This window comes from Alteromonas naphthalenivorans (assembly GCF_000213655.1).
Taxonomy (GTDB): domain Bacteria; phylum Pseudomonadota; class Gammaproteobacteria; order Enterobacterales; family Alteromonadaceae; genus Alteromonas; species Alteromonas naphthalenivorans.
Window position 1 is genome coordinate 1,324,941 of sequence record NC_015554.1, and the last position, 19,622, is coordinate 1,344,562.

Annotated in this window: 18 protein-coding genes; 10 read left to right on the forward strand and 8 right to left on the reverse strand. The window is 43.8% G+C overall.

The features are described 5' to 3' along the window. The first annotated feature begins 52 nt into the window (after positions 1–52). Positions 53–643, forward strand: a complete 591-nt coding sequence (locus AMBT_RS05675; protein ID WP_013783632.1) for a hypothetical protein — start codon at positions 53–55, stop codon at positions 641–643. Positions 644–728: 85 nt separating this feature from the next. Next, on the forward strand, positions 729–1,310 hold the full coding sequence (locus AMBT_RS05680) for a hypothetical protein (protein ID WP_013783633.1): 582 nt from the start codon (positions 729–731) through the stop codon (positions 1,308–1,310). Positions 1,311–1,364: 54 nt separating this feature from the next. On the opposite strand, the gene AMBT_RS22870 is transcribed toward AMBT_RS05680, so the two are convergent. Together AMBT_RS22870 and AMBT_RS22875 are read right to left on the reverse strand one after the other, a co-directional pair. Beyond that, positions 1,365–1,916: an endonuclease/exonuclease/phosphatase family protein gene (locus AMBT_RS22870; protein ID WP_335328949.1), complete on the reverse strand. Its 552-nt coding sequence runs from the start codon at positions 1,914–1,916 to the stop codon at positions 1,365–1,367. A gap of 63 nt (positions 1,917–1,979) precedes the next feature. Next, complete coding sequence (locus AMBT_RS22875; RefSeq protein WP_232363193.1) at positions 1,980–2,351, reverse strand: endonuclease/exonuclease/phosphatase family protein; 372 nt, start codon at positions 2,349–2,351, stop codon at positions 1,980–1,982. Between the two features lie 293 nt (positions 2,352–2,644). On the opposite strand from AMBT_RS22875, the gene AMBT_RS05690 reads away from it, so the two are divergent. Next, positions 2,645–3,256, forward strand: a complete 612-nt coding sequence (locus AMBT_RS05690; RefSeq protein ID WP_013783634.1) for a BON domain-containing protein — start codon at positions 2,645–2,647, stop codon at positions 3,254–3,256. A gap of 371 nt (positions 3,257–3,627) precedes the next feature. After that, on the forward strand, positions 3,628–3,990 hold the full coding sequence (locus tag AMBT_RS05695) for a hypothetical protein (RefSeq protein ID WP_232363194.1): 363 nt from the start codon (positions 3,628–3,630) through the stop codon (positions 3,988–3,990). Positions 3,991–4,033: 43 nt separating this feature from the next. On the opposite strand, the gene AMBT_RS05700 is transcribed toward AMBT_RS05695, so the two are convergent. The 4 genes from AMBT_RS05700 to AMBT_RS05715 all read right to left on the reverse strand — a co-directional run bounded on the left by AMBT_RS05700 (position 4,034) and on the right by AMBT_RS05715 (position 9,018). Then, entirely contained in the window at positions 4,034–5,086 is a 1,053-nt protein-coding gene (locus AMBT_RS05700; RefSeq protein WP_049791805.1) for a DUF2891 domain-containing protein, read from the reverse strand. A 159-nt stretch (positions 5,087–5,245) separates the two neighbouring features. Continuing rightward, on the reverse strand, positions 5,246–6,130 hold the full coding sequence (locus AMBT_RS05705; protein ID WP_013783637.1) for a 5'-methylthioadenosine/S-adenosylhomocysteine nucleosidase: 885 nt from the start codon (positions 6,128–6,130) through the stop codon (positions 5,246–5,248). Between the two features lie 184 nt (positions 6,131–6,314). After that, the gene (gene pyk / locus AMBT_RS05710) at positions 6,315–7,751 is read right to left on the reverse strand and encodes a pyruvate kinase (RefSeq protein WP_013783638.1); all 1,437 of its coding nucleotides are present in this window, start codon (positions 7,749–7,751) and stop codon (positions 6,315–6,317) included. A gap of 415 nt (positions 7,752–8,166) precedes the next feature. After that, positions 8,167–9,018 carry a MurR/RpiR family transcriptional regulator gene (locus tag AMBT_RS05715; RefSeq protein ID WP_013783639.1) on the reverse strand — a complete coding sequence of 284 codons (852 nt, stop codon included), beginning with the start codon at positions 9,016–9,018 and terminating at the stop codon, positions 8,167–8,169. A gap of 297 nt (positions 9,019–9,315) precedes the next feature. On the opposite strand from AMBT_RS05715, the gene zwf reads away from it, so the two are divergent. The 5 genes from zwf to AMBT_RS05740 are packed head-to-tail and all read left to right on the forward strand — an operon-like array spanning position 9,316 to position 14,946. After that, a complete protein-coding gene (gene zwf / locus AMBT_RS05720; RefSeq protein ID WP_013783640.1) occupies positions 9,316–10,812 on the forward strand; it encodes a glucose-6-phosphate dehydrogenase in 1,497 nt (498 codons plus the stop codon). Between the two features lies 1 nt (position 10,813). Further along, positions 10,814–11,506: a 6-phosphogluconolactonase gene (gene pgl / locus AMBT_RS05725; protein WP_013783641.1), complete on the forward strand. Its 693-nt coding sequence runs from the start codon at positions 10,814–10,816 to the stop codon at positions 11,504–11,506. Between the two features lie 9 nt (positions 11,507–11,515). Next, complete coding sequence (gene edd / locus AMBT_RS05730; RefSeq protein WP_013783642.1) at positions 11,516–13,345, forward strand: phosphogluconate dehydratase; 1,830 nt, start codon at positions 11,516–11,518, stop codon at positions 13,343–13,345. Beyond that, positions 13,342–14,295, forward strand: coding sequence for a glucokinase (locus AMBT_RS05735; RefSeq protein ID WP_013783643.1), 954 nt, complete (start codon positions 13,342–13,344; stop codon positions 14,293–14,295). The genes edd and AMBT_RS05735 overlap by 4 nt, the downstream gene beginning before the upstream one ends. A gap of 3 nt (positions 14,296–14,298) precedes the next feature. Next, on the forward strand, positions 14,299–14,946 hold the full coding sequence (locus AMBT_RS05740; protein WP_013783644.1) for a bifunctional 4-hydroxy-2-oxoglutarate aldolase/2-dehydro-3-deoxy-phosphogluconate aldolase: 648 nt from the start codon (positions 14,299–14,301) through the stop codon (positions 14,944–14,946). Between the two features lie 127 nt (positions 14,947–15,073). Here the strand turns inward: AMBT_RS05740 and AMBT_RS05745 are convergent, their stop codons facing one another. Continuing rightward, on the reverse strand, positions 15,074–15,928 hold the full coding sequence (locus tag AMBT_RS05745) for a D-hexose-6-phosphate mutarotase (RefSeq protein WP_013783645.1): 855 nt from the start codon (positions 15,926–15,928) through the stop codon (positions 15,074–15,076). Positions 15,929–16,119: 191 nt separating this feature from the next. After that, positions 16,120–17,115 (reverse strand): type I glyceraldehyde-3-phosphate dehydrogenase, encoded by a 996-nt coding sequence (gap, locus tag AMBT_RS05750; RefSeq protein WP_013783646.1) that lies wholly within the window; start codon positions 17,113–17,115, stop codon positions 16,120–16,122. A 240-nt stretch (positions 17,116–17,355) separates the two neighbouring features. Between gap and malQ the strand changes: the two genes are divergently transcribed. After that, positions 17,356–19,551, forward strand: a complete 2,196-nt coding sequence (gene malQ / locus AMBT_RS05755) for a 4-alpha-glucanotransferase (RefSeq protein ID WP_013783647.1) — start codon at positions 17,356–17,358, stop codon at positions 19,549–19,551. Positions 19,552–19,622 lie beyond the last annotated feature (71 nt).

Consider the following 19,622-nt stretch of genomic DNA (forward strand, 5'->3'; position numbering starts at 1 on the left):
ATTTGTTTTTTTCACAGCGCATTGGCTTAAAATACTTTATTGGAGGCCTAGTATGCAGTACAGTGACGAGCGCCTTAACGAGCTAATAAACGCCCGAAATTCAGAGGTTCCAGACGTATTTAGCATCCAGTGTGATGGTATTGAACTTTATGTTCACGTTAGCCCTTACGTATGGATCCGCCCTTGGGAAGGACGTGACCATACGGCGTTTTCTGTTGGGCTAGCGCCAGGATGCCCGAATGCATGTCGGTTGTTCGGTAAAATTGATGTGCCTTATTTGCATATTTCGCTAGAGATCCTTAAGCAAGCTGCGGCCAAGCGCGTGACTGAAGTAGGAATATCGTTTTTAACGAAACGAGGTGCAGGGGTGAAAAGCTTTGCCATTCACCCAAGAGGCGGTTTGACATCAGTAGATGAAAGCCGTGCTTATCAAGATGCTTACGTAAATGGCTACCGCTTTGTAGTGCATGTTTATCAGCTACGGAGTGGAGGGCTTGGAAAGCGCTTTGCTGAATGGTTCTTTTTCGGTGAGCCAGACCCGTCTGTAATTTTGGCAAAAATACGTCGTCAGCAAGATAACCTTGCAGACTCAATGCATTTTGAAATATGTCAATTGTCTACGGAACTTCCTAAGTCGGCGTAAATCTTAATTAGTATAATAAACTATGGTTCACTTGTGAGCGTAATTACATCTATATAAAGTGAGTAAAAATCAAGTGGAGAGAGTTGTGAACTCTGAATCGGTAGTTGAACTTCGCAACTATGAAAAAAGCCAGTTAAAACAGGTTAGTGTTATTTCGGGTATTTCACCTAATGCCATGCGAAGGGTATTTGGTGGGTGGATATTATTTGCTGCATTAGTAGGAATAATTGTTTCTGTTGCACCGGATTTAGATAGTCAATTTATTGGTTTAACCCTATTTGTTTTAGTGGCCTTCACAGTCGTAATGTTCTGGCAAAGCCGAATCTCTGAAGGTTGGCCAGCCATTATTTGCGATGATGAATATATCGGTGTGGTAAGAGATCCTGTTCTGCGTGAATATGTGTGTGTTAAAAAAAGCATAATTACCGATGCACAACCTTCATTGATTAAACCCAACAAAAAAGCGGTTGAAATGAGTTTGGATACTAGCGCACTTAGCGAAACCGATACCGCTATTTTGAAACAAGCAGTGTGGCCGCGAGAAGACAAACTTATTGGTCTTGCCCACTTTAAGCGTCGTGAAGAAGCATGCGAAAGCGTAATGTGGTGCGTAAATCACAATACGAAAGCAGTTAGGTCAGTTCCAATACGCCGTGTGCCTACCTAGTTGTAAGCCTTTTCAATATTAAGCCGCTTTATAGCGGCTTTTTACTTTCTGCATTCAGGCTTTTGGCTTTAGCTTCAATCGCGTTAGCAGCGGGTAGTGATCTGAGCCAATATCAGGCAATTTCCTAATGTCTTCCAGCATAAAGTGACTCGAATGAAACACATGGTCCAATGGCCATTTAACTAGCGGGTAGTGGGCGTGAAAAGTATTAAAAAAAGCACGTCCGATTCTTGGGTCAAGCATACCGCTTATTTTCTTAAATTTTCTGGTAGTAGGCGACCATGCTACATCGTTCAAGTCCCCAGCTACTATTATAGGCCCGTCCTTTTTAGCTATTTCATGGCCTACCATAGTGAGTTCGACATCTCTGGGCCTAGCCGTTTTGTTCTCTGTGGGGCTGGGTGGCTTCGGATGAAGAAAGTAAAGTGTCACATCTTGTCCGTCCATATCAATGGTAACAAGCATGGAGGGCACGTCATCTTCTACTAAGTAGTTGAGTTTGGCGGTTTTCAATGGGTATTTACTGTAAAGGTGCATACCATACAAATTTTCCAAAGGGCAATGCTGCTGGTGAGGATGAGTTTCGTTTAACGCAGATAGGGCTATTTCCCAGCGCTTGTTAGATTCAAGAGTAACGACGAAGTCTGGATTGGTGTCACGTACATGCTTTTATAACTTGTCGTAATCTTCATTGGGCATAAAGACATTGCTCGATAGGATACTAATGCTCTCACCCGCATCTTGAGAAATTGCTTTAACCACTTCTTTTTTGTAAAAAAAGGTATAAGGCAAGATCCAGATAGTTTGGTAAATAGCGCAGGCTATTAATCCAATATAGAGCATTGCGGAAATAAGCGTGTTAAATCCAGAGAGCTCCGATGGATACATAACGCCTCGGGCAATTATTACTATCACCATTAAACCTAGTAATTGAAGCCGTGGAAATTCCCATACCCTCACTAGCCAATGTTTCGACGGTAGTGATGGCGCTAATGTGACAGCAATAAGAAATATCGCCATGGTATTCAGTAAAATATTCATTGTCGTTCCTGACTAAGTTGTGTTTCGCATTATTGACTTGCCCACAAACTCTTAAAACAAGACAAGCTCAGCTATTGCTTCATTAATTATATGTATATTGGTTAATGAATATTCAATTTTCGTTCCGGTTGGGCAAGCTGTAGGTAAAAAATTCGCATAGGCCGAAAAGTTTGCAGAGATGTTAACAAGTTTAAATAGGGGGGAGTAGACTTAAATTCATATATATCAGTGGCTTGCTGTTTTGGCTCGAGTTTCGCATTGTCTACTGTGAGTTTCAACAAAGGAGAACTGTTATGAAACGTACATTACTTTCTATACTTGTAGCGACCTCGATGACAACCGCAGCTTTTGCTGGTGACATGGAGACAGATAACAAATGGGAAAAAGGCGCTAAGGATGCGTGGATAGACGGCAAAGCCGAAGCAACATTACTATTCAACGGCAACCTTGATTCATTCGATATCAATACAGATGTAAACAACGGAAACGTTGTTCTAACAGGTAAAGTAGATCATTCAGTTGATAAGAAATTAGCAGAAGAGTTAGTTTCTAACATTGACGGTGTTATGTCTGTAGATAACCAACTTTCGGTTATTGAAAAGAAAGACATGGACGAAGTGTCTAGCAATATGTCAGATGACACTGAGTCAGAATACGATGAGCAAACGGGTACACTTACTGATGCCAAAATTGCTACCGTAATTAAAACCCGTCTGCTGATGGATAGCGATATCTCAGGTTTTGATATCGATGTAGATGTTGAAGCTGGTAACGTTACGCTAACAGGTAACGTAGACTCAGATGCCGAGCGTCAGCTAGCAGTTGAAATAGCGAAAAACGCGTCAGATGTGAAAAATGTTGAAGATAATTTGCAGGTTATTACTGAAACAGCAATGAAGAACTAAGCAGTTATTAGTGAAATGAAAGGGGTCAATTGGCCCCTTTTTTAATGTCTGGCTAACGGTAGATTTCTATAATAACACCCTGTATTAAGTCAAGAAGTGTTGTTAGCCACTTTTTTCGATATCCCGTTTTTTCACAGCAACATGTAGTATTTTCCCATCCACTTTGCAACTTTTGTCTTAGAACCTTTGACGAGTTTTCTTTCTAATCCTTGCTGCGTATACTCTTTGCGGTATTTAGGTAGCGTTAAGAAATTTGGAACACAATGTGCAATACAAGTTGTAATTAAGTTTTTAAGTTACAACGTGCAGTAGTCATTTAGAACCAACGCGTTCTTACATGGATAATCGCAAGTTAGTGTAAAAGGAAGTGAATGATGAAAGTATTAAATTGGTTAGTTTCAGGTGTGTTGATTTCACTGCTTATTGTACTTGCAGGCGTGTTAACAAATAACATGGCTTATGTAAGTAAAGCGAACGCTGATGATTCAAACAAAGCCCATCACGCCTCTATCGTAAAAATAGAGCGCATACTTGCTCAGACCGAATTCGATGTATCTCAAAAGCGTGATTTGTTGCGTAAAACACGTATCGAGTTTTACCTTGCAGAAGCAAAGCAGGCGGACTTACGTAATTGGACATTTAAGCGTGATGATTTAATCGGCCGCGCAAAGAATATTTTAGTTCACCATCAAACACAGTTTACGTTTACAACAACAGAGTTTGCGAGCATTTAAGCTCGCCAACTCTGCATCATTTAACCTAGCGTTAGTCAGTGATTTAAAGCCCGCGTTGGGTTTCCAGATAAGTAGCAAAGCTGCCAAGCCAGTGACTTCCCATATAATGCATATCGTTTATCACAGCATCGACTCCCGCAGCTTTATGGGCTTGTGCCGCACTATTTATTGCCGCTACACGTTTATCATCCACAGGTAGTGCAGAAGCGATACCTTCAAGCATCCATGCACGACTTAAATTTAAGCCATCTAGATGCGCAAGTTTACCGTCACTTTTATCCACTACAGTGGCTACGTTTATCCATGAACCATCGCCATCAATAGGAACGCTGGGTAAAAAAGCAGACAGCCATTTTGCATAATTCTCCCTTGAATATACCCTGCGCATCAAGTCAGCTTCTGCAACACACGGTGATAAGAAGTCTTGGCCTGAGGGTTCATAAGCTAGCGGGCAATTCACGTCATTGGCGTATAACCGCGTGATGGTTTTAGTAAGCAAATTTTCAAATGCAACGTCGCCAGCCGTACGGCTCCAATCTAACATAAGCCCGAATGCAAACGCAGTTTGACTATGTTCGCCCACACGAATAGGAAATGACAGCTTAGGGAGCCAATCTGTTACGTTGGCAACGATTTTTTTCTCTAGTGGCAGTAGGGTAGTTAGCCACCGTTTAGCTTCGGGTGAATTCCACTCACGTAATTCACTGGTTAGTTGTAAAAACCAAGCAAGCCCATAGGGACGTTCAAAGCTTGTGCCTGTACCCTCACGGTCAAAGTAAGCGACTTCACCAGCGATATTCTCTTCGGTAAAACTGATGTCGAGGTGTTTTATAATGTCCGGGTAGTGAGGCGTTTCTGGATATTGGCTCGCAATTCGGGTTAATAACCAATGCCCATGTACAGACGAGTGCCAATCAAAGCAGCCGTAAAACGCAGGATATAGCTGTTTAGGCGGTTTAACGTGTTCTGCTCCCGTCATCATGTGTTTAACGATGTTTGGGTACTCTTTATGAACACAGGCTAGTGCAAGTTGGGCGAAGCGGTTTGCTACCGTTAAGTCACTCGATGATGCTTTAGCGTCGGCGTTGTTCGCCATTAGTGATGGTGAAACTAGGATGAGTACTAGTATAAGCTTACGAAGCAGGGTTAATTTCATAAAATAAATGCCAATGGGTTTTAAGAATGAAAGTGCCAAGTTATTTGCTGTAAGGGTAAAATAACTTGGCGGCTATAATGGGGCTATTTTCCAAGGCGCTTATAAAGTCTTTGGCAACGATGCGATATAAGCTTCAACAACGGTTTTTACAAAGATTTGGCAAGCTTCTGCTGTACCAGGGTTATATTCACCGTGATTGGTAATGTTGTTAGATAAGATACGAATACCAAGAAAAGGTACGCCATAAGCATGGGCAATTTGCGCTGCCGATGCTGATTCCATTTCCTCTACGCTGGTCCCTAGATTTTTGTGAAGCCATGCAATGCGATCAATTTCGTTATTCCAAAAATTACCGCTGCCGATGGTGCCTTTCACAACGTTTCCACTTTTGTGTTCCTTGCTTAACGACATCGCGAGCTTAAGTAAGGTTTCGTCACCGGCATAAAAGCGAATCTTTTCAGCATCTGTTGCACTGTCACCTTCGCCGGCACTGCCTTCTGACGCCATTAAATCCATAGGGATCCAATTCAGAGGGCGAGAGCCTTCACCCGCTTCTAGTTTGGGGGTCTTGAAGTTACTCGCATTAACGCTTTTTTCGCCTAATACGATATCACCGACGTTAAGCTTAGGATCGTGTCCGCCCGATGTGCCCTGGTTAATGATGATTCTTGGCTGATAGCGACTTATGCCTATGGCCGTTGCCGCAGCAGTGTTCTCTAAGCCTTTTCCTGTTTTCGCCACCACGATAGGGTGGCCGTTTAACGTCCCTAAATAAAACGTGGCGTTACCGGAATGTTCGACACGTACGTCGGTTAAAAGTGACACGAAGTATTCTGCTTCAATTGGCATGGGCCCTTGAATCATGATTGGCGCTAATGGGGTTTCAGAAGAGGCTACTGTTACGCTTTTCATCGAAGATTCAGCCATGCTGTTAAAGCAAAGTAGCGCAAAAAGCGCGGAAAAAAGTGGAGTGGTTTTTTTCATTGTTATTCCGTTAAAGTAAGAGTGGTCAGTAAAACTGCAAGTAAAAGACGCCCTTCATTTCTACCAGTTCGCAATATGAATTACAATGTGAATAGGCGGTAGGGGCGGGTGAAATAGCATGATGAATACGCATAAAAAAGGCAGCCACTGGCTGCCTTTAAAAAGTGCTAAGTACGAATAACGGTTATTCTACTTCAACAATTTTAAGCGTATTGGTTGCACCAATTTTTTCCATTTCATCACCGTATGTCAAAATGATGTTGTCGCCGCTTTGCACTAAACCTTTGGCTTTAAGTGCTGCCACTACATCATATTTCAATTGACCAGGTTCGCTTTTCGATGAATCGAAATAAACAGGCTTAACACCGCGGAATAAGGCCATAGTGTTTAATGTACCTTCATGGCGAGACATCGCTATGATAGGAAGCGAGGTAGTAATACGCGACATCAACTTAGGCGTGTTACCGCTTTCAGTTAACCCTACAATCGCTTTTACGCTAGGTAGGTGGTTCGCTGCGTATACTGCTGACAACGCAATTGATTCGCTGGTAGATGAGAAAAGCTCATCCATGCGGTGCTTTGAAATTTTAACGCTAGGGTGCGTCTCTGCACCTTCACAAACGCGCGCCATCGCTTGAACAGTTTCAATCGGGAAGCTACCTGCTGCAGTTTCAGCAGAAAGCATAACCGCATCTGTGCCATCAAGTACTGCGTTAGCAACGTCCATAACCTCTGCGCGCGTAGGCATAGGGCTATCAATCATCGATTCCATCATTTGCGTTGCGGTAATAACGATTTTGTTTAGCTGGCGTGAACGGGCAATAAGCTTTTTCTGAACACCCACTAGCTCGGCATCACCAATTTCAACACCTAGGTCACCACGCGCAACCATCACCGCATCTGACGCACTGATAATGTCTGTGATAGCTTCATCAGTGGCTACGGTTTCAGCACGCTCTACTTTGGCGCAGATTTTCGCATAACAGCCTGCTTCTTCAGCCAGCTTTCTTGCGTAATTAAGATCTTCACCGCTACGAGGGAATGAAACCGCAAGATAATCAACGCCAATTTCAGCAGCCGTGATAATGTCTTTCTTATCTTTTTCAGTAAGGGCTTCAGCAGATAAGCCACCACCTTGACGGTTAATGCCTTTATTGTTTGATAATTTACCGCCAACAGTCACTTCTGTTAGGACTTTACGGCCTTCTACGCCGGTGACTTTAAGTTGAATACGACCATCATCGAGTAGCAAAATGTCGCCAGCACTTACATCATCAGGTAGTGCTTTATAGTCGATACCAACTTGCTTGGCATCACCAGCGTCACGGTCTAGTTCAGCATCAAGTGTAAAGCTATCGCCAATAGACAACTGAACCGCGCCTTCAGCAAAACGAGCGACACGAATCTTTGGCCCTTGCAAATCGCCTAAAATGGCAACGTACTTACCTAAGTTTTTAGCCGCTTCTCTTACGCGTTTCGCACGCTCGATATGATCTTCTGCCTGGCCGTGTGAAAAATTCATACGAACCGTGTTCGCACCGGCGGCAATTAGTTCTTGAATTTTTTCGAGTGAATCAGTGGCAGGGCCAAGCGTTGCAAGAATTTTCGTTCTTCTGGTCATTAGGAGTCCGTCGCAATTTTTAAGTGATGTAGCACAAGTAGATATATGGCTAGCCTGCGTATTTTGTACAAAGGTTAACCTGTAATCGCTTTACGTAATTTTATTACAGAATAGTAGATGAATCTGACATAAATGTGAATGAAAGATGAAGAAATGGGAACTGAGCCGACCAGTTGCGTCATTCATCTCAATAAAGAGTGTTAATGCCATCCACTGCCTTTTCTGTATTTTAAATAATCAATAGTTAAGCTTGTTTCCACTTAACTAGGGTAGCAGGTATGGCGAAAAAATGTGGTTAATTACCGAAGAGAGTAGGGAGCGGGGCATTTACCGAAGTATTACAAGTATAGCGAACCCGAGTTAGGCACCAATGCACGTATTGGTAGGCTAACTCGAATGCGTGAAGCAGCAGTACTTATTCGTTGCGCTTTTCGTAGCGAGAACCGCGCAAGGTATCTTTCACCCGCTTTAAATTCTCTCTAAACTTATTACCGCGTCGTAACGTGAACCCTGTAGCAAGCACGTCAATAAGCGTAAGTTGCGCAATACGTGATGCCATTGGCATATACATATCAGTATCTTCCGGTACCTCAAGAGACAATACGTACGTACACTCATGTGACAATGGGCTGTCGGCTGACGTTATACCAACCACTGTTGCATCGTTCATGCGGGCAATCTGTGCAATCTCTACCAAGCTTTTGGTTCGGCCGGTATGTGAGATAAGCACGACAACATCGCCAGTAGAGCAATTCATGCAACTCATGCGCTGCATCAAAATGTCTTCAAAGTAGACCACAGGCACATTGAAACGGAAAAATTTGTTTAGTGCATCGTGTGCCACAGAGGCTGATGCGCCAAGCCCAAAAAACGAAATCTTCTGTGCTTGAGTTAACAAATCTACAACGCGATTAACCACTTGCACGTCTACAGACTGTCGTGCAACTTCAAGAGAAGCCATGGTCGATTCGAAGACTTTGTTGGTATAATCTTCTGGCCCATCGTTTTCATCAACATGACGGTTTACGTACGGCGTTCCATTTGCGAGACTTTGTGCTAGATGAAGTTTAAAGTCTGGAAAGCCTTTCGTATCCAACCGTCGACAAAAGCGGTTAACTGTCGGTTCACTAACATCCGACATTTTGGCCAAGGTTGCTATACTCGAGTGAATAGCTGTTTGCGGATTCGCAAGGATCACATCAGCCACTTTTCGTTCTGATTTGCTGAATGACGCTTTATTTTGTGTAATTTTTTCTAAAATATTCATACAGAAATAGCAATTAGTAAGGGAAAATTGATGTAGGTTACCCGACTCATAGTACCCAATGTGACGGAAGTGACAAGAAAAATGTAATTTTTTGACATTTTTTATCATTTTCGGGGAACAAAAGGGGTCAAGTCAGGGTACTAACCCGTTAATATATAGAAATGAGATTCAATAGTTTCCAAAAGTTGTAATTTTACTACATTTGGTGTTAACTATATGCAAATAACACGTGGATGGCGTTAGAAGGTACGTCTACCTCACGTTAGTTTCACACATACATTAAAAAGGTCGACGAAAATGGTATTGGAAAATTCCTACGAGCCCTGTGATTTCGTGCTATTTGGCACATTGGGTGATCTTTCACGACGCAAATTACTGCCGTCATTATATCAGCTTGAAAAAGCAGAGCTTATCCACCCAGACACAACGATTGTTGGCGTAGCTCGCCACGAAATGGAATTAGAAGACTATATCGCAGAAGTGCGCGCAAACTTGGTGAAGTTTGGCGACAAGGAGCTTTGCGAAGATACATGGGAGCGCTTGAAAGCTCGTCTTCATTATGCCTGTGTTGATATGAAAGATATCGGCAGTTACTGTGTTTTAGAAGACCATGTTGACCCTGCTCGTACTATGGTGTGTTATCTAGCCACACCGCCTTCTATATATGGCGACATTTGTCGTGGTTTGCACGGTTGCAAAATCATCGATTCAAGTGTGCGAGTGGTTCTTGAAAAGCCTATCGGTCACGACCTTGAGTCTTCAAAAGTAATTAATGAGCAAGTTGCTGAATACTTTGATGAGAAACAAATTTATCGTATCGACCATTACTTAGGTAAAGAAACGGTACTCAACCTTGTTGCGCTTCGTTTTGCCAACTCTATCTTCGCAACTAACTGGGATCACAACTGTATTGACCACGTTCAAATCTCAGTTGCAGAATCGGTAGGTATTGAAGGGCGTTGGGGCTATTTCGACGACGCTGGTCAAATGCGCGACATGGTACAAAACCACTTACTTCAAATTTTAAGCTTAGTGGCCATGGAGCCGCCTACCACGCTTGATGCAGATAGCATTCGTGATGAAAAGCTTAAAGTACTTAAAGCATTACGTCCGATCAACTCAAGCAATATAAGCGATAGTACGGTTCGTGGGCAGTACACAGCAGGCTTTGTAAAAGGTGAAGAAGTACCAGGATACTTGGAAGAAGAGGGTGCGAACACTCAAAGTAAAACTGAAACCTTCATTGCTATTAAAGCTGAAATCGACAACTGGCGCTGGGCGGGGGTTCCATTCTACCTTCGTACCGGTAAACGTATGCCGTCGAAAGTGAGTGAAGTGGTTATTTATTTCAAGCGTCAGCCACACAACTTGTTTGGCGATAGCTTTAAGAACTTGCCACCTAACAAATTAGTAATTCGACTTCAGCCTGATGAAGGTGTTGAAATTACCGTAATGAACAAAGTGCCTGGCCTAACCAGCTCTGGCTCTATGGATTTACAAAAATCAAAATTGAACTTGAGCTTCTCTGAAGCCTTTGCCGACGATCGTATTCCTGATGCCTATGAAAAGCTGCTTCTTGAAGTCATGCTGGGTAACCAGGCGCTGTTCGTTCGCCGTGATGAAATTGAACAAGCCTGGACATGGGTTGATTCAATTCTAGAAGCATGGAAATCGTCTAATGAACCACCAGAGCCTTATCAGGCAGGTACGTGGGGACCGGTAGATTCAATTGGCCTTTTGGCACGAGCAAATCGCAGTTGGTACGAAAGCAAAACGGTAAGGAAGAAGAAATAATATGGCGTTAACAACCCTTTCATTCGATACACCCGATGCGCTTACTTCAGCCTTTGCTGAAGACTTGGTGAGCATTCTTAAAACTGGCATTAAAACCCGCGGGCGAGCTTCGCTTGTGGTGAGTGGCGGCAGAACGCCTCTTGCGCTGTTTAAGCAGTTGAGCGAAACCGACATAGAGTGGGACAAGGTAGATATAACCCTTGCTGATGAACGTTGGGTGGAAGAAGGTCATGAAGCCAGTAACACCAGTTTAGTAAAAGCTAACCTTATTCAAAATAAAGCCAGTGCAGCACATTTCGTTGAATTAAAAAGCGATGTTGCTGATGCTAGCGAAGGCGTAAATGCTGCTGAAAAAGCGATTGCAAGTATGTCCCAGCCTTTTGATGCGCTTATTTTAGGCATGGGTGAAGACGGGCATACCGCATCACTATTCCCCTGTTCTGAACAAGTCAATGATGGCTTAAGCATGAACAGTGGCCGCACATGTATTGCTGTACAACCTACAACTGCACCCCATCAACGTATTTCACTAACGTTGCCGGCGTTGCTAAATAGTCGACATATTTTTCTGCATTTAACCGGTGATAAGAAAAAGCAGGTACTGCTTGACGCACTGGATAATGCTACCGAAGCGCAAAAGCCCATCACGGCCGTGGTAAACAGAGCCCCGGTAACCTTGATGTGGGCGCCCTAGGAGACAATGATGGATTCAAGAATTGCAGAAGTTACGCAACGTATAATAGAGCGTAGCAAAGATAGCCGTAAGGCTTACTTAGAAAAAATTGAACACGCACGCCGCCAAGGTCCTCACCGCGGTGTACTTTCGTGCGGAAACTTAGCCCATGGTTTCGCAGCTTGTGGAACAGAAGATAAATCTGACCTGCGCTCAATGACAAAAGCGAACGTGGCGATTGTATCTGCTTACAATGACATGCTTTCTGCTCACCAGCCATACGAAACGTATCCAGCGATAATTCGCGATGCAGTAAAAAGCGTAGGCAGTGTTGCTCAGTTTGCTGGCGGTGTTCCCGCTATGTGTGACGGTGTGACTCAAGGTCAAACCGGTATGGATTTAAGCTTAATGAGCCGTGACAATATTGCCCAAGGTGCTGCTATTGCGCTTTCGCACAATATGTTCGACTCTACCCTTATGCTAGGTATTTGCGATAAAATCGTACCTGGATTATTAATGGGGGCGTTAAGCTTTGGTCACTTGCCAACAGTATTTGTGCCAGCTGGTCCTATGCCTTCTGGCTTACCGAATAAAGAAAAAGCGCGAGTTCGCCAAGAATACGCAGAAGGTAAAGTAGGCCGTGATGCGCTACTAGAAGCCGAATCTCAATCTTATCACTCTGCTGGTACGTGTACTTTCTACGGTACAGCAAACTCTAACCAATTAGTGGTAGAGATGATGGGCCTTCATTTACCGGGCTCTTCGTTTGTAAACCCAGGTACAGAGCTTCGTGATGCCTTAACGAAAGCAGCGTCTATTCAAGCAACACGTATTACTGACTTAGGCGATACATACCGTCCAATCGGTCATATTGTTGACGCTAAAGCCATTGTGAATGGTTTAGTAGGCTTATTAGCAACAGGTGGTTCCACAAACCATACCATGCACTTAATTGCCGTTGCGCGTTCAGCCGGTTTCATCATTAACTGGGATGATTTCTCAGATATTTCTAATGCTGTGCCTTTGCTTACTCGTATATATCCTAACGGCTCTGCCGACATTAACCATTTTGTAGCGGCTGGCGGTATGTCATTGCTTATCAAGCAACTGCTAGATGCTGGGTTGTTGCATAACGACGTTAATACTATTTGTGGAGAAGGACTAGACTTCTACACCAAAGAGCCAATGTTGAAAGACGGTGAGCTTGAATGGCGTGATGGTCCTACTGAGTCTTTAGATAAAGAAGTACTCGCCACAGTAGAAACGCCGTTTAAACCAGATGGTGGTTTAAGTGTACTAGAAGGTAACCTTGGTCGCGGTGTAATTAAAACATCAGCGCTTCGCACTCCACATTGCACTATTAAAGCGCCAGCGGTTGTGTTTGAAGATCAGTTCGACTTAGACGCTGCCTTTAAAGCGGGTGACTTGGACAAAGACTGTATTGTCGTGGTTCGTTTCCAAGGGCCTTCGGCTATTGGTATGCCAGAATTGCATCGTTTAACACCTCCTCTTGGCGTGTTACAAGACAAAGGCTTCAAAGTGGCCTTGGTTACTGACGGTCGTATGTCTGGTGCCTCAGGTAAAGTTCCAGCCGCAATCCATGTTACCCCAGAAGCCTATAAAGGCGGCTTACTTGCAAAAGTAGAAGCGGGTGACTTGATTGAGCTTAATACAGAAACAGGCGCATTAACGTTGCACGTTGATGAAGCTACCCTTGAAGCCCGTGAAGCGAAACCTGCCGATATTGGTCACCACCATATTGGTATGGGCCGAGAAATGTTCGGCGGCATGCGTGCCATCCTTACCGGTGCTGAAGAAGGTGCATGCTCGTTGTTCTACAACCAGGAGCAGGCGCTATGAGCCAGAAGTTTGTGGCCGATGTAGGGGGCACTAACATTCGCGTAGCTCGGGTTACCGAAACAGGCGTAACCGATATAAAGAAATACATGTGTAATGATTTTGCCAGTATCGATTTGGCAATTTCACAGTATTTTTCTGAAATGCCTGAATACCAATTCACCGAAGGGTGTATTGGTATTGCTTGCCCGGTATTGGGCGACCAAGTCGTGATGACAAACCATAGCTGGGCGTTTTCGCAAAATGCGCTATGTTCGCAGTTAAAATTAGATTCATTATTTGTGATTAACGATTTTACCGCAGTGGCACATTCATTACCGGTTTTGAACGACTCACAAGTGGTTCAAATTGGTGATGGCACGGCGAAAACCGGTGGTAACATTGCGGTATTTGGCCCGGGTACTGGCTTGGGTGTAGAGCATATCACGATGACCTCTACGGGGTGGCAAACCCTAGACGGCGAGGGCGGTCATGTTGACTTCTCTCCTGTTGATGAAACCGATGTTGTGGTATGGCGTTACCTGCAAAAAAGCTTCGGCCGCGCTTCTGCTGAAGAAGTAATGTCTGGCAGGGGATTACATAATATTTATACCGCACTGGCACAAGATGCAGGTAAAGAAGCCACATTCGCTGAACCTGCTCAAATTACAGAAGCCGCATTAGCCGGTACCTGTGATATTGCAGCCGCTACCTTAACGCAGTTCTGCAGAATTATGGGCAGCTTTGCGGGTAATTTGGCGTTAAATATGGCCACAACAGGTGGTATTTTCATCGGCGGAGGTATTGCAAACCGTTTCCCTGAATTCATTCAAAATAGTGACTTTAGAGCTCGTTTCGAAGCGAAAGGGCAAATGAAGCACTATGTGAAAGATATTCCTACTTATTTGATAGCAGAGCCTGATCACGGCTTATTAGGTGCAGCTGCTTATCTTCAACAACATACTGCGAGCTGATTTATGACAAGTAAATGGAAATATTCGCCAGCTGATATCTTTGCTGCTGGCCCTGTTGTACCTGTATTGGTTATCAACGACGTGGAAAAGGCAGTTCCGCTAGCAAAAGCCCTTATGGCAGGTGGCATTAAAGTATTAGAAGTTACGCTTCGTACGCCTGCGGCTATCGACGTTATTAAGCGTATTGCTGACGAAGTACCTGATTCTTTAATTGGTGCTGGTACGGTAACGAATGCACAGCAGCTTAAAGCGGTTATTGAAGCAGGTGCTAAATTTGCAATTAGCCCTGGTATGACAGCTGATTTATTAAAAGCGGGTATGGAAGCAGAAATACCGCTAATTCCAGGTATTTCATCAACGTCTGAACTTATGAAAGGGAAAGACGCGGGTTACACCCATATGAAATTCTTCCCAGCTGAAGCGTCTGGTGGTGTTAAAGCGATTAAAGCGATCAGTGGTCCATTTCCAGAATTTACGTTCTGCCCAACAGGTGGCATTGGCCCAGGTAACTACAATGATTACCTAGCCCTTAAGAACGTTGTTTGTGTTGGTGGCTCGTGGTTAGCGCCAGACGATGCTATTGAGTCAGGTGATTGGTCACGTATTACGCAACTTGCTAAAGAAGCGGTTGCGGGTGCCAACATCAGGTAATTAAAAAGCATTAAAAAAGCCCCGGTAATGGTGACTGATATGACGTCACTTATTATCGGGGCTTTTTTATTTACGCCAATAAACGGCTCGCTAGCGCATTACTTTATTTAAGCCGTTAAACGGCTCGCTAGCGCAACACAGGCGTTATCGTTTGCACCATGGCGTGAGACTCACTTGGCTGTAGTGTCTTGCCTTGGGTGATAGACGACTCTACACAAAGCATATGTTTGTACCCGAACGGATCCATATCAGAAATTGAAGCAGCACTCTGCCATGGGTTCCAGACCACCAATGAGTCGTGGCCTTTTGAACCAACATCAGTAAATGGTTTATCGTTTACCACAATAGACGCTTTTTCTACCGGGCTCATATGAATACGGTCAGTTTCACCGGTAAAAGTATAATTTTCCGGTGTGGGCTTTACCGCCCAGTCATCGAGCTTATCTTTATAGTCACCGGTTACACCTTCAAGGCGAACCGCTTGAATATGATCAACATGGAAGTAACTGTGTAACGCGCAGTTGTAAATAAATGGCACTACGCCTGTATTTTCAGTTATTAGCGATACAGTAAGAGCGTTACCTACAGTAATCGATAGGGTAACCGCACAGTCATGTTCAAACCCTTCCGCACGAGTGAAGGAGGGGGCGAGCGTAATATGGGTGCCAGTTTCATCTTCACTTGATGAAGTTAATTGCCACACTTGTGTACGCAAAAAACCATGGGCAGGCAGCTCACCTTTCGCTTTACCATGGTCATCACTAAACCATGGCCAACATACAGGTATTCCACCACGAATGGGGCGTTCACCGTTAAGGTAGGCATGGGGGCTTACCCATAAGCGTTCTTGGCCATCTTTTTTTGGAATAAAAGATAAGACATGTCCGCCAAATAAACTGATTTTTGCTGAACCGAGGTGGTTATCTACCTCTAAAAACGTCAATCCGTTTGATTCGCTTACTTGCAATGATTCTGTTGACATAAATCCTCCATGAAGCAACGTGCTGATTGTACCGTTGTCGAGATTTCCGCAAAGTCTCGCATTACCATTTAATAATGGCTTATTGTGCATTGAAAATAAAAAAGGTGCGAATAGTATTCACACCTTTTTTCAGTCTATTAACAATGTACTCAATAACTGATCAACAAAGTCGCCGTTATTGATAAACCTGATTACTTAGAAATGTGAGCAACCAAGTCTAGAACTTTGTTTGAATAGCCCCATTCGTTGTCGTACCAAGAGATAACTTTTACGAATGTGTCGGTAAGTGCAATACCCGCTGTTGCATCAAAAATTGATGTATTGGCGTTGCCGATAAAGTCATTTGATACTACCGCGTCTTCAGTGTAGCTCATGATACCTTTAAGCTCGCCTTCAGATGCTTCTTTCATTGCCGCACAAATAGCGTCGTAGCTAGTTGGTGTTGCTAGGTTAACGGTAAGGTCAACTACTGAAACGTTTGGCGTAGGTACGCGGAAAGCCATACCTGTTAGCTTGCCGTTAAGTGCAGGAATAACTTTACCTACTGCTTTTGCAGCACCAGTAGACGATGGAATGATGTTTTGGCCAGCGCCACGACCACCACGCCAGTCTTTCATAGAAGGACCGTCAACGGTTTTCTGAGTAGCTGTAGTCGCGTGAACCGTTGTCATTAGGCCATCTACAATACCGAACTTATCGTTAAGTACTTTCGCTAGAGGCGCTAAACAGTTAGTTGTGCACGATGCGTTTGAAACAATAGTTTCACCCGCGTAGCTTTCATCGTTAACACCCATAACGAACATTGGCGTGTCGTCTTTAGAAGGTGCAGACATAACCACTTTCTTAGCACCCGCTTCGATGTGCTTAGCAGCAGTTTCTTTTGTTAAGAATAAGCCAGTTGATTCAACTACCACGTCCACATCTACTTCGTTCCATTTAAGGTCTGAAGGATCTCTTTCTGATGTGATGCGGATGGTTTTTCCATTTACAACTAAGTCGTTGTTGTCTACTGTAACTTCACCGTCGAATAAACCGTGCGTTGAATCGTATTTTAATAAGTAGGCAATGTAATCTGTATCTAATAAGTCGTTAATAGCAACTACTTCGATGTCTTCACGGGCAGCAGCCGCACGCATTACTAAGCGACCAATGCGACCAAAACCGTTAATACCGATGCGAATTGTCATGACGTACCTCGATTATTTTTGAATATGAAAATAAATTACGTAAAGTATGGATCAAAATGCCATAATTGGCAAAACAAAAACGCTAAACTGTTGGAAAATTACGAACAACAGCTTATGCAATCGTATTCAGTTTTCATAGCGCGACTGTTTCTAGAATAATGTTAATATTTTGTACGTATAAGCAAATTTGCTTAGTGCAAATTAAGCGTACCTCTCACAGGAATACAGGAACAAGTTACGATGACACAAGATCTTCTGCAACAACTGGTTGAAATGCGTGGAATAGAGACTCAATACGTCGACGCATGGGGCAAACCAGCAACCATCGCAGAGTCAAGTAAAGCCAAATTACTTAACGTGCTGGGTTATGACACCGCCAGTGAAGAAAAGATTCAATCGCAAATTATAGACGACATTAGCTCAGTTTGGTTATCTCCTCTGAACCCTGTTCAAGTGGTTCGTAGCGATGAGGCTATTGTTATCGTTGTGCGCTTACCTATAGAGCTTGTAAACGATGAACATGTCATTACAGTTCACTGTGAAAACGGAAAAATTGAAAAGCATACGTTTACACCGGTAGACCAAGAAATGACGACCATGGCGCACATCGATGAGGTGGAGTTCCATGAATACGTGGTGTCTTTGCCACTTAACTTACCGCTGGGTTATCACACCATGGCGTTAAGTGCTGACGATGATCAATTTGCAGAGTCACGTATTATTGTTGCACCAAAAGCCTGCTATACCCCAGACCCTATTGCCGCGGGTAAAAAGATTTGGGGTTTAAGCGTGCAACTTTATTGTGTGCGCAGTGGAAAAAACTGGGGAATAGGGGATTTCACCGACCTTGCAACGCTAATTGAGAAAGCGGCAGGTGTAGGGGCTGATTTTATCGGGCTTAATCCTATTCATGCACTTTACCCAGCTAATCCAGATGCGTGTTCTCCTTATGGTCCTAGTTCTCGCCGCTGGCTAAACTACTTGTACATTGATGCTTCTGCTATTGAAGGCTTTGATGATGACAGTGTTCAAGCCGTGGTGAATGCAGAAGAATTCCAAAAAACGTTGAGCCATGCCCGTGAAACAGAACATGTAGATTATGAGGCTGTCGCGCATATCAAACTGGCAGCGTTGAAAGCAGTGTTTGATGTCTACGATGCTCGCCATCTTCGTAAAAACACCAAGCAAAATAAAGCATTTAAAGCGTTTGTTACCGAAGGTGGTGAAAGCCTAGATATGCTGGCGGTATACGATGCGCTTCAGTCACATTTGAAAGCGAAAGGAAAAGACTGCTGGGGCTGGCCTGTATTTCCTGAAGAATACAAAGATTACCATAACCCTGCGGTTGCGAAATTTAAAAAGGCGAATGCTGGTAATGTGAAGTTCTACCTATTTTTACAATGGATAGCAGCGCAACAGTTAGAAGCGGCAAGCAGCAAAGCCACCGAGTGCGGTATGACCATTGGTTTATATCGAGACCTTGCGGTAGGGGTAAGTGAAGGTAGTGCTGAAATTTGGGGTAACAAAGATTTATATTGCGTTAACGCTAGCGTAGGTGCACCACCTGATATTTTAGGGCCTTTGGGGCAAAACTGGGGGCTTCCTCCTATGGATCCTCGTAAGCTCTACGAGCAGGCTTACCAACCAATCATCGACTTATTTTCAGCCAATATGGCGTCTTCAGGCTCTCTTCGTATAGATCACGTAATGGCATTGCTACGTTTGTGGTGGGTAGTGAAAGGTGATGATGCGAAAGAGGGCGGTTATGTCTATTACCCGGTAGATGATTTATTGGGTATTTTGGCCCTTGAAAGTCATCGTAACCAAAGCTTAGTGATTGGTGAAGATTTAGGCACCGTGCCTGAAGAGATTCGCAGTAAGTTGGCAGACAATGGTGTGTATTCCTACCGTGTTTTCTTCTTTGAGCAAGCAGAAGATGGCGGTTTCTTCTCGCCAAGCCATTACCCTGTGCAGTCTATGTCTACACTTACTACACACGACATGCCTACGCTTATAGGTTACTGGCATTGTCTTGACCTGGCGCTCGGCAAAGATATTGGTCTTTATCCAACAGACGATATTTTACAAACCTTGTATGCCGATCGCCATGCAAACAAACAGTCAATATTAGATTCATTACACGGTCATCATTCAATTCCTGACAATGTTGGAAGCGATGTGAATACTACTGGCATGACTGGCGAACTTAGCAAAGGGATGCAAGTGCATATGGCTGGTGGCTCAAGTGCTTTATTAAGCTTGCAGCTAGAAGACTGGTTACAAATGGACAAGCCCGTAAATATTCCAGGTACTTTCAATGAGTACCCTAACTGGCGTAGAAAGCTGACCAAGAATGTTGAGGCTATTTTCGAGACTCATGATATAACAGAGTTGGCAGCTCAATTAACGCAAGCACGTAAACAAGCGAGTGCTTAAGTTATAATTTTCATTTTTTAAAGTGAATATGTTGGCGTGCAAATACGCGCGCCTTTGCCTAATATTAGGGC

Coding starts and splice junctions, on each gene's coding strand:
- AMBT_RS05675 (WP_013783632.1), top strand. CDS start 53: ATGCAGTACAGTGACGAGCGCCTTAACGAGCTAATAAACGCCCGAAAT.
- AMBT_RS22875 (WP_232363193.1), bottom strand. CDS start 2,351: ATGAATATTTTACTGAATACCATGGCGATATTTCTTATTGCTGTCACA.
- AMBT_RS05690 (WP_013783634.1), top strand. CDS start 2,645: ATGAAACGTACATTACTTTCTATACTTGTAGCGACCTCGATGACAACC.
- AMBT_RS05695 (WP_232363194.1), top strand. CDS start 3,628: ATGATGAAAGTATTAAATTGGTTAGTTTCAGGTGTGTTGATTTCACTG.
- AMBT_RS05700 (WP_049791805.1), bottom strand. CDS start 5,086: ATGGCGAACAACGCCGACGCTAAAGCATCATCGAGTGACTTAACGGTA.
- AMBT_RS05705 (WP_013783637.1), bottom strand. CDS start 6,130: ATGAAAAAAACCACTCCACTTTTTTCCGCGCTTTTTGCGCTACTTTGC.
- pyk (WP_013783638.1), bottom strand. CDS start 7,751: ATGACCAGAAGAACGAAAATTCTTGCAACGCTTGGCCCTGCCACTGAT.
- AMBT_RS05715 (WP_013783639.1), bottom strand. CDS start 9,018: ATGAATATTTTAGAAAAAATTACACAAAATAAAGCGTCATTCAGCAAA.
- zwf (WP_013783640.1), top strand. CDS start 9,316: ATGGTATTGGAAAATTCCTACGAGCCCTGTGATTTCGTGCTATTTGGC.
- pgl (WP_013783641.1), top strand. CDS start 10,814: ATGGCGTTAACAACCCTTTCATTCGATACACCCGATGCGCTTACTTCA.
- edd (WP_013783642.1), top strand. CDS start 11,516: ATGGATTCAAGAATTGCAGAAGTTACGCAACGTATAATAGAGCGTAGC.
- AMBT_RS05735 (WP_013783643.1), top strand. CDS start 13,342: ATGAGCCAGAAGTTTGTGGCCGATGTAGGGGGCACTAACATTCGCGTA.
- AMBT_RS05740 (WP_013783644.1), top strand. CDS start 14,299: ATGACAAGTAAATGGAAATATTCGCCAGCTGATATCTTTGCTGCTGGC.
- AMBT_RS05745 (WP_013783645.1), bottom strand. CDS start 15,928: ATGTCAACAGAATCATTGCAAGTAAGCGAATCAAACGGATTGACGTTT.
- gap (WP_013783646.1), bottom strand. CDS start 17,115: ATGACAATTCGCATCGGTATTAACGGTTTTGGTCGCATTGGTCGCTTA.
- malQ (WP_013783647.1), top strand. CDS start 17,356: ATGACACAAGATCTTCTGCAACAACTGGTTGAAATGCGTGGAATAGAG.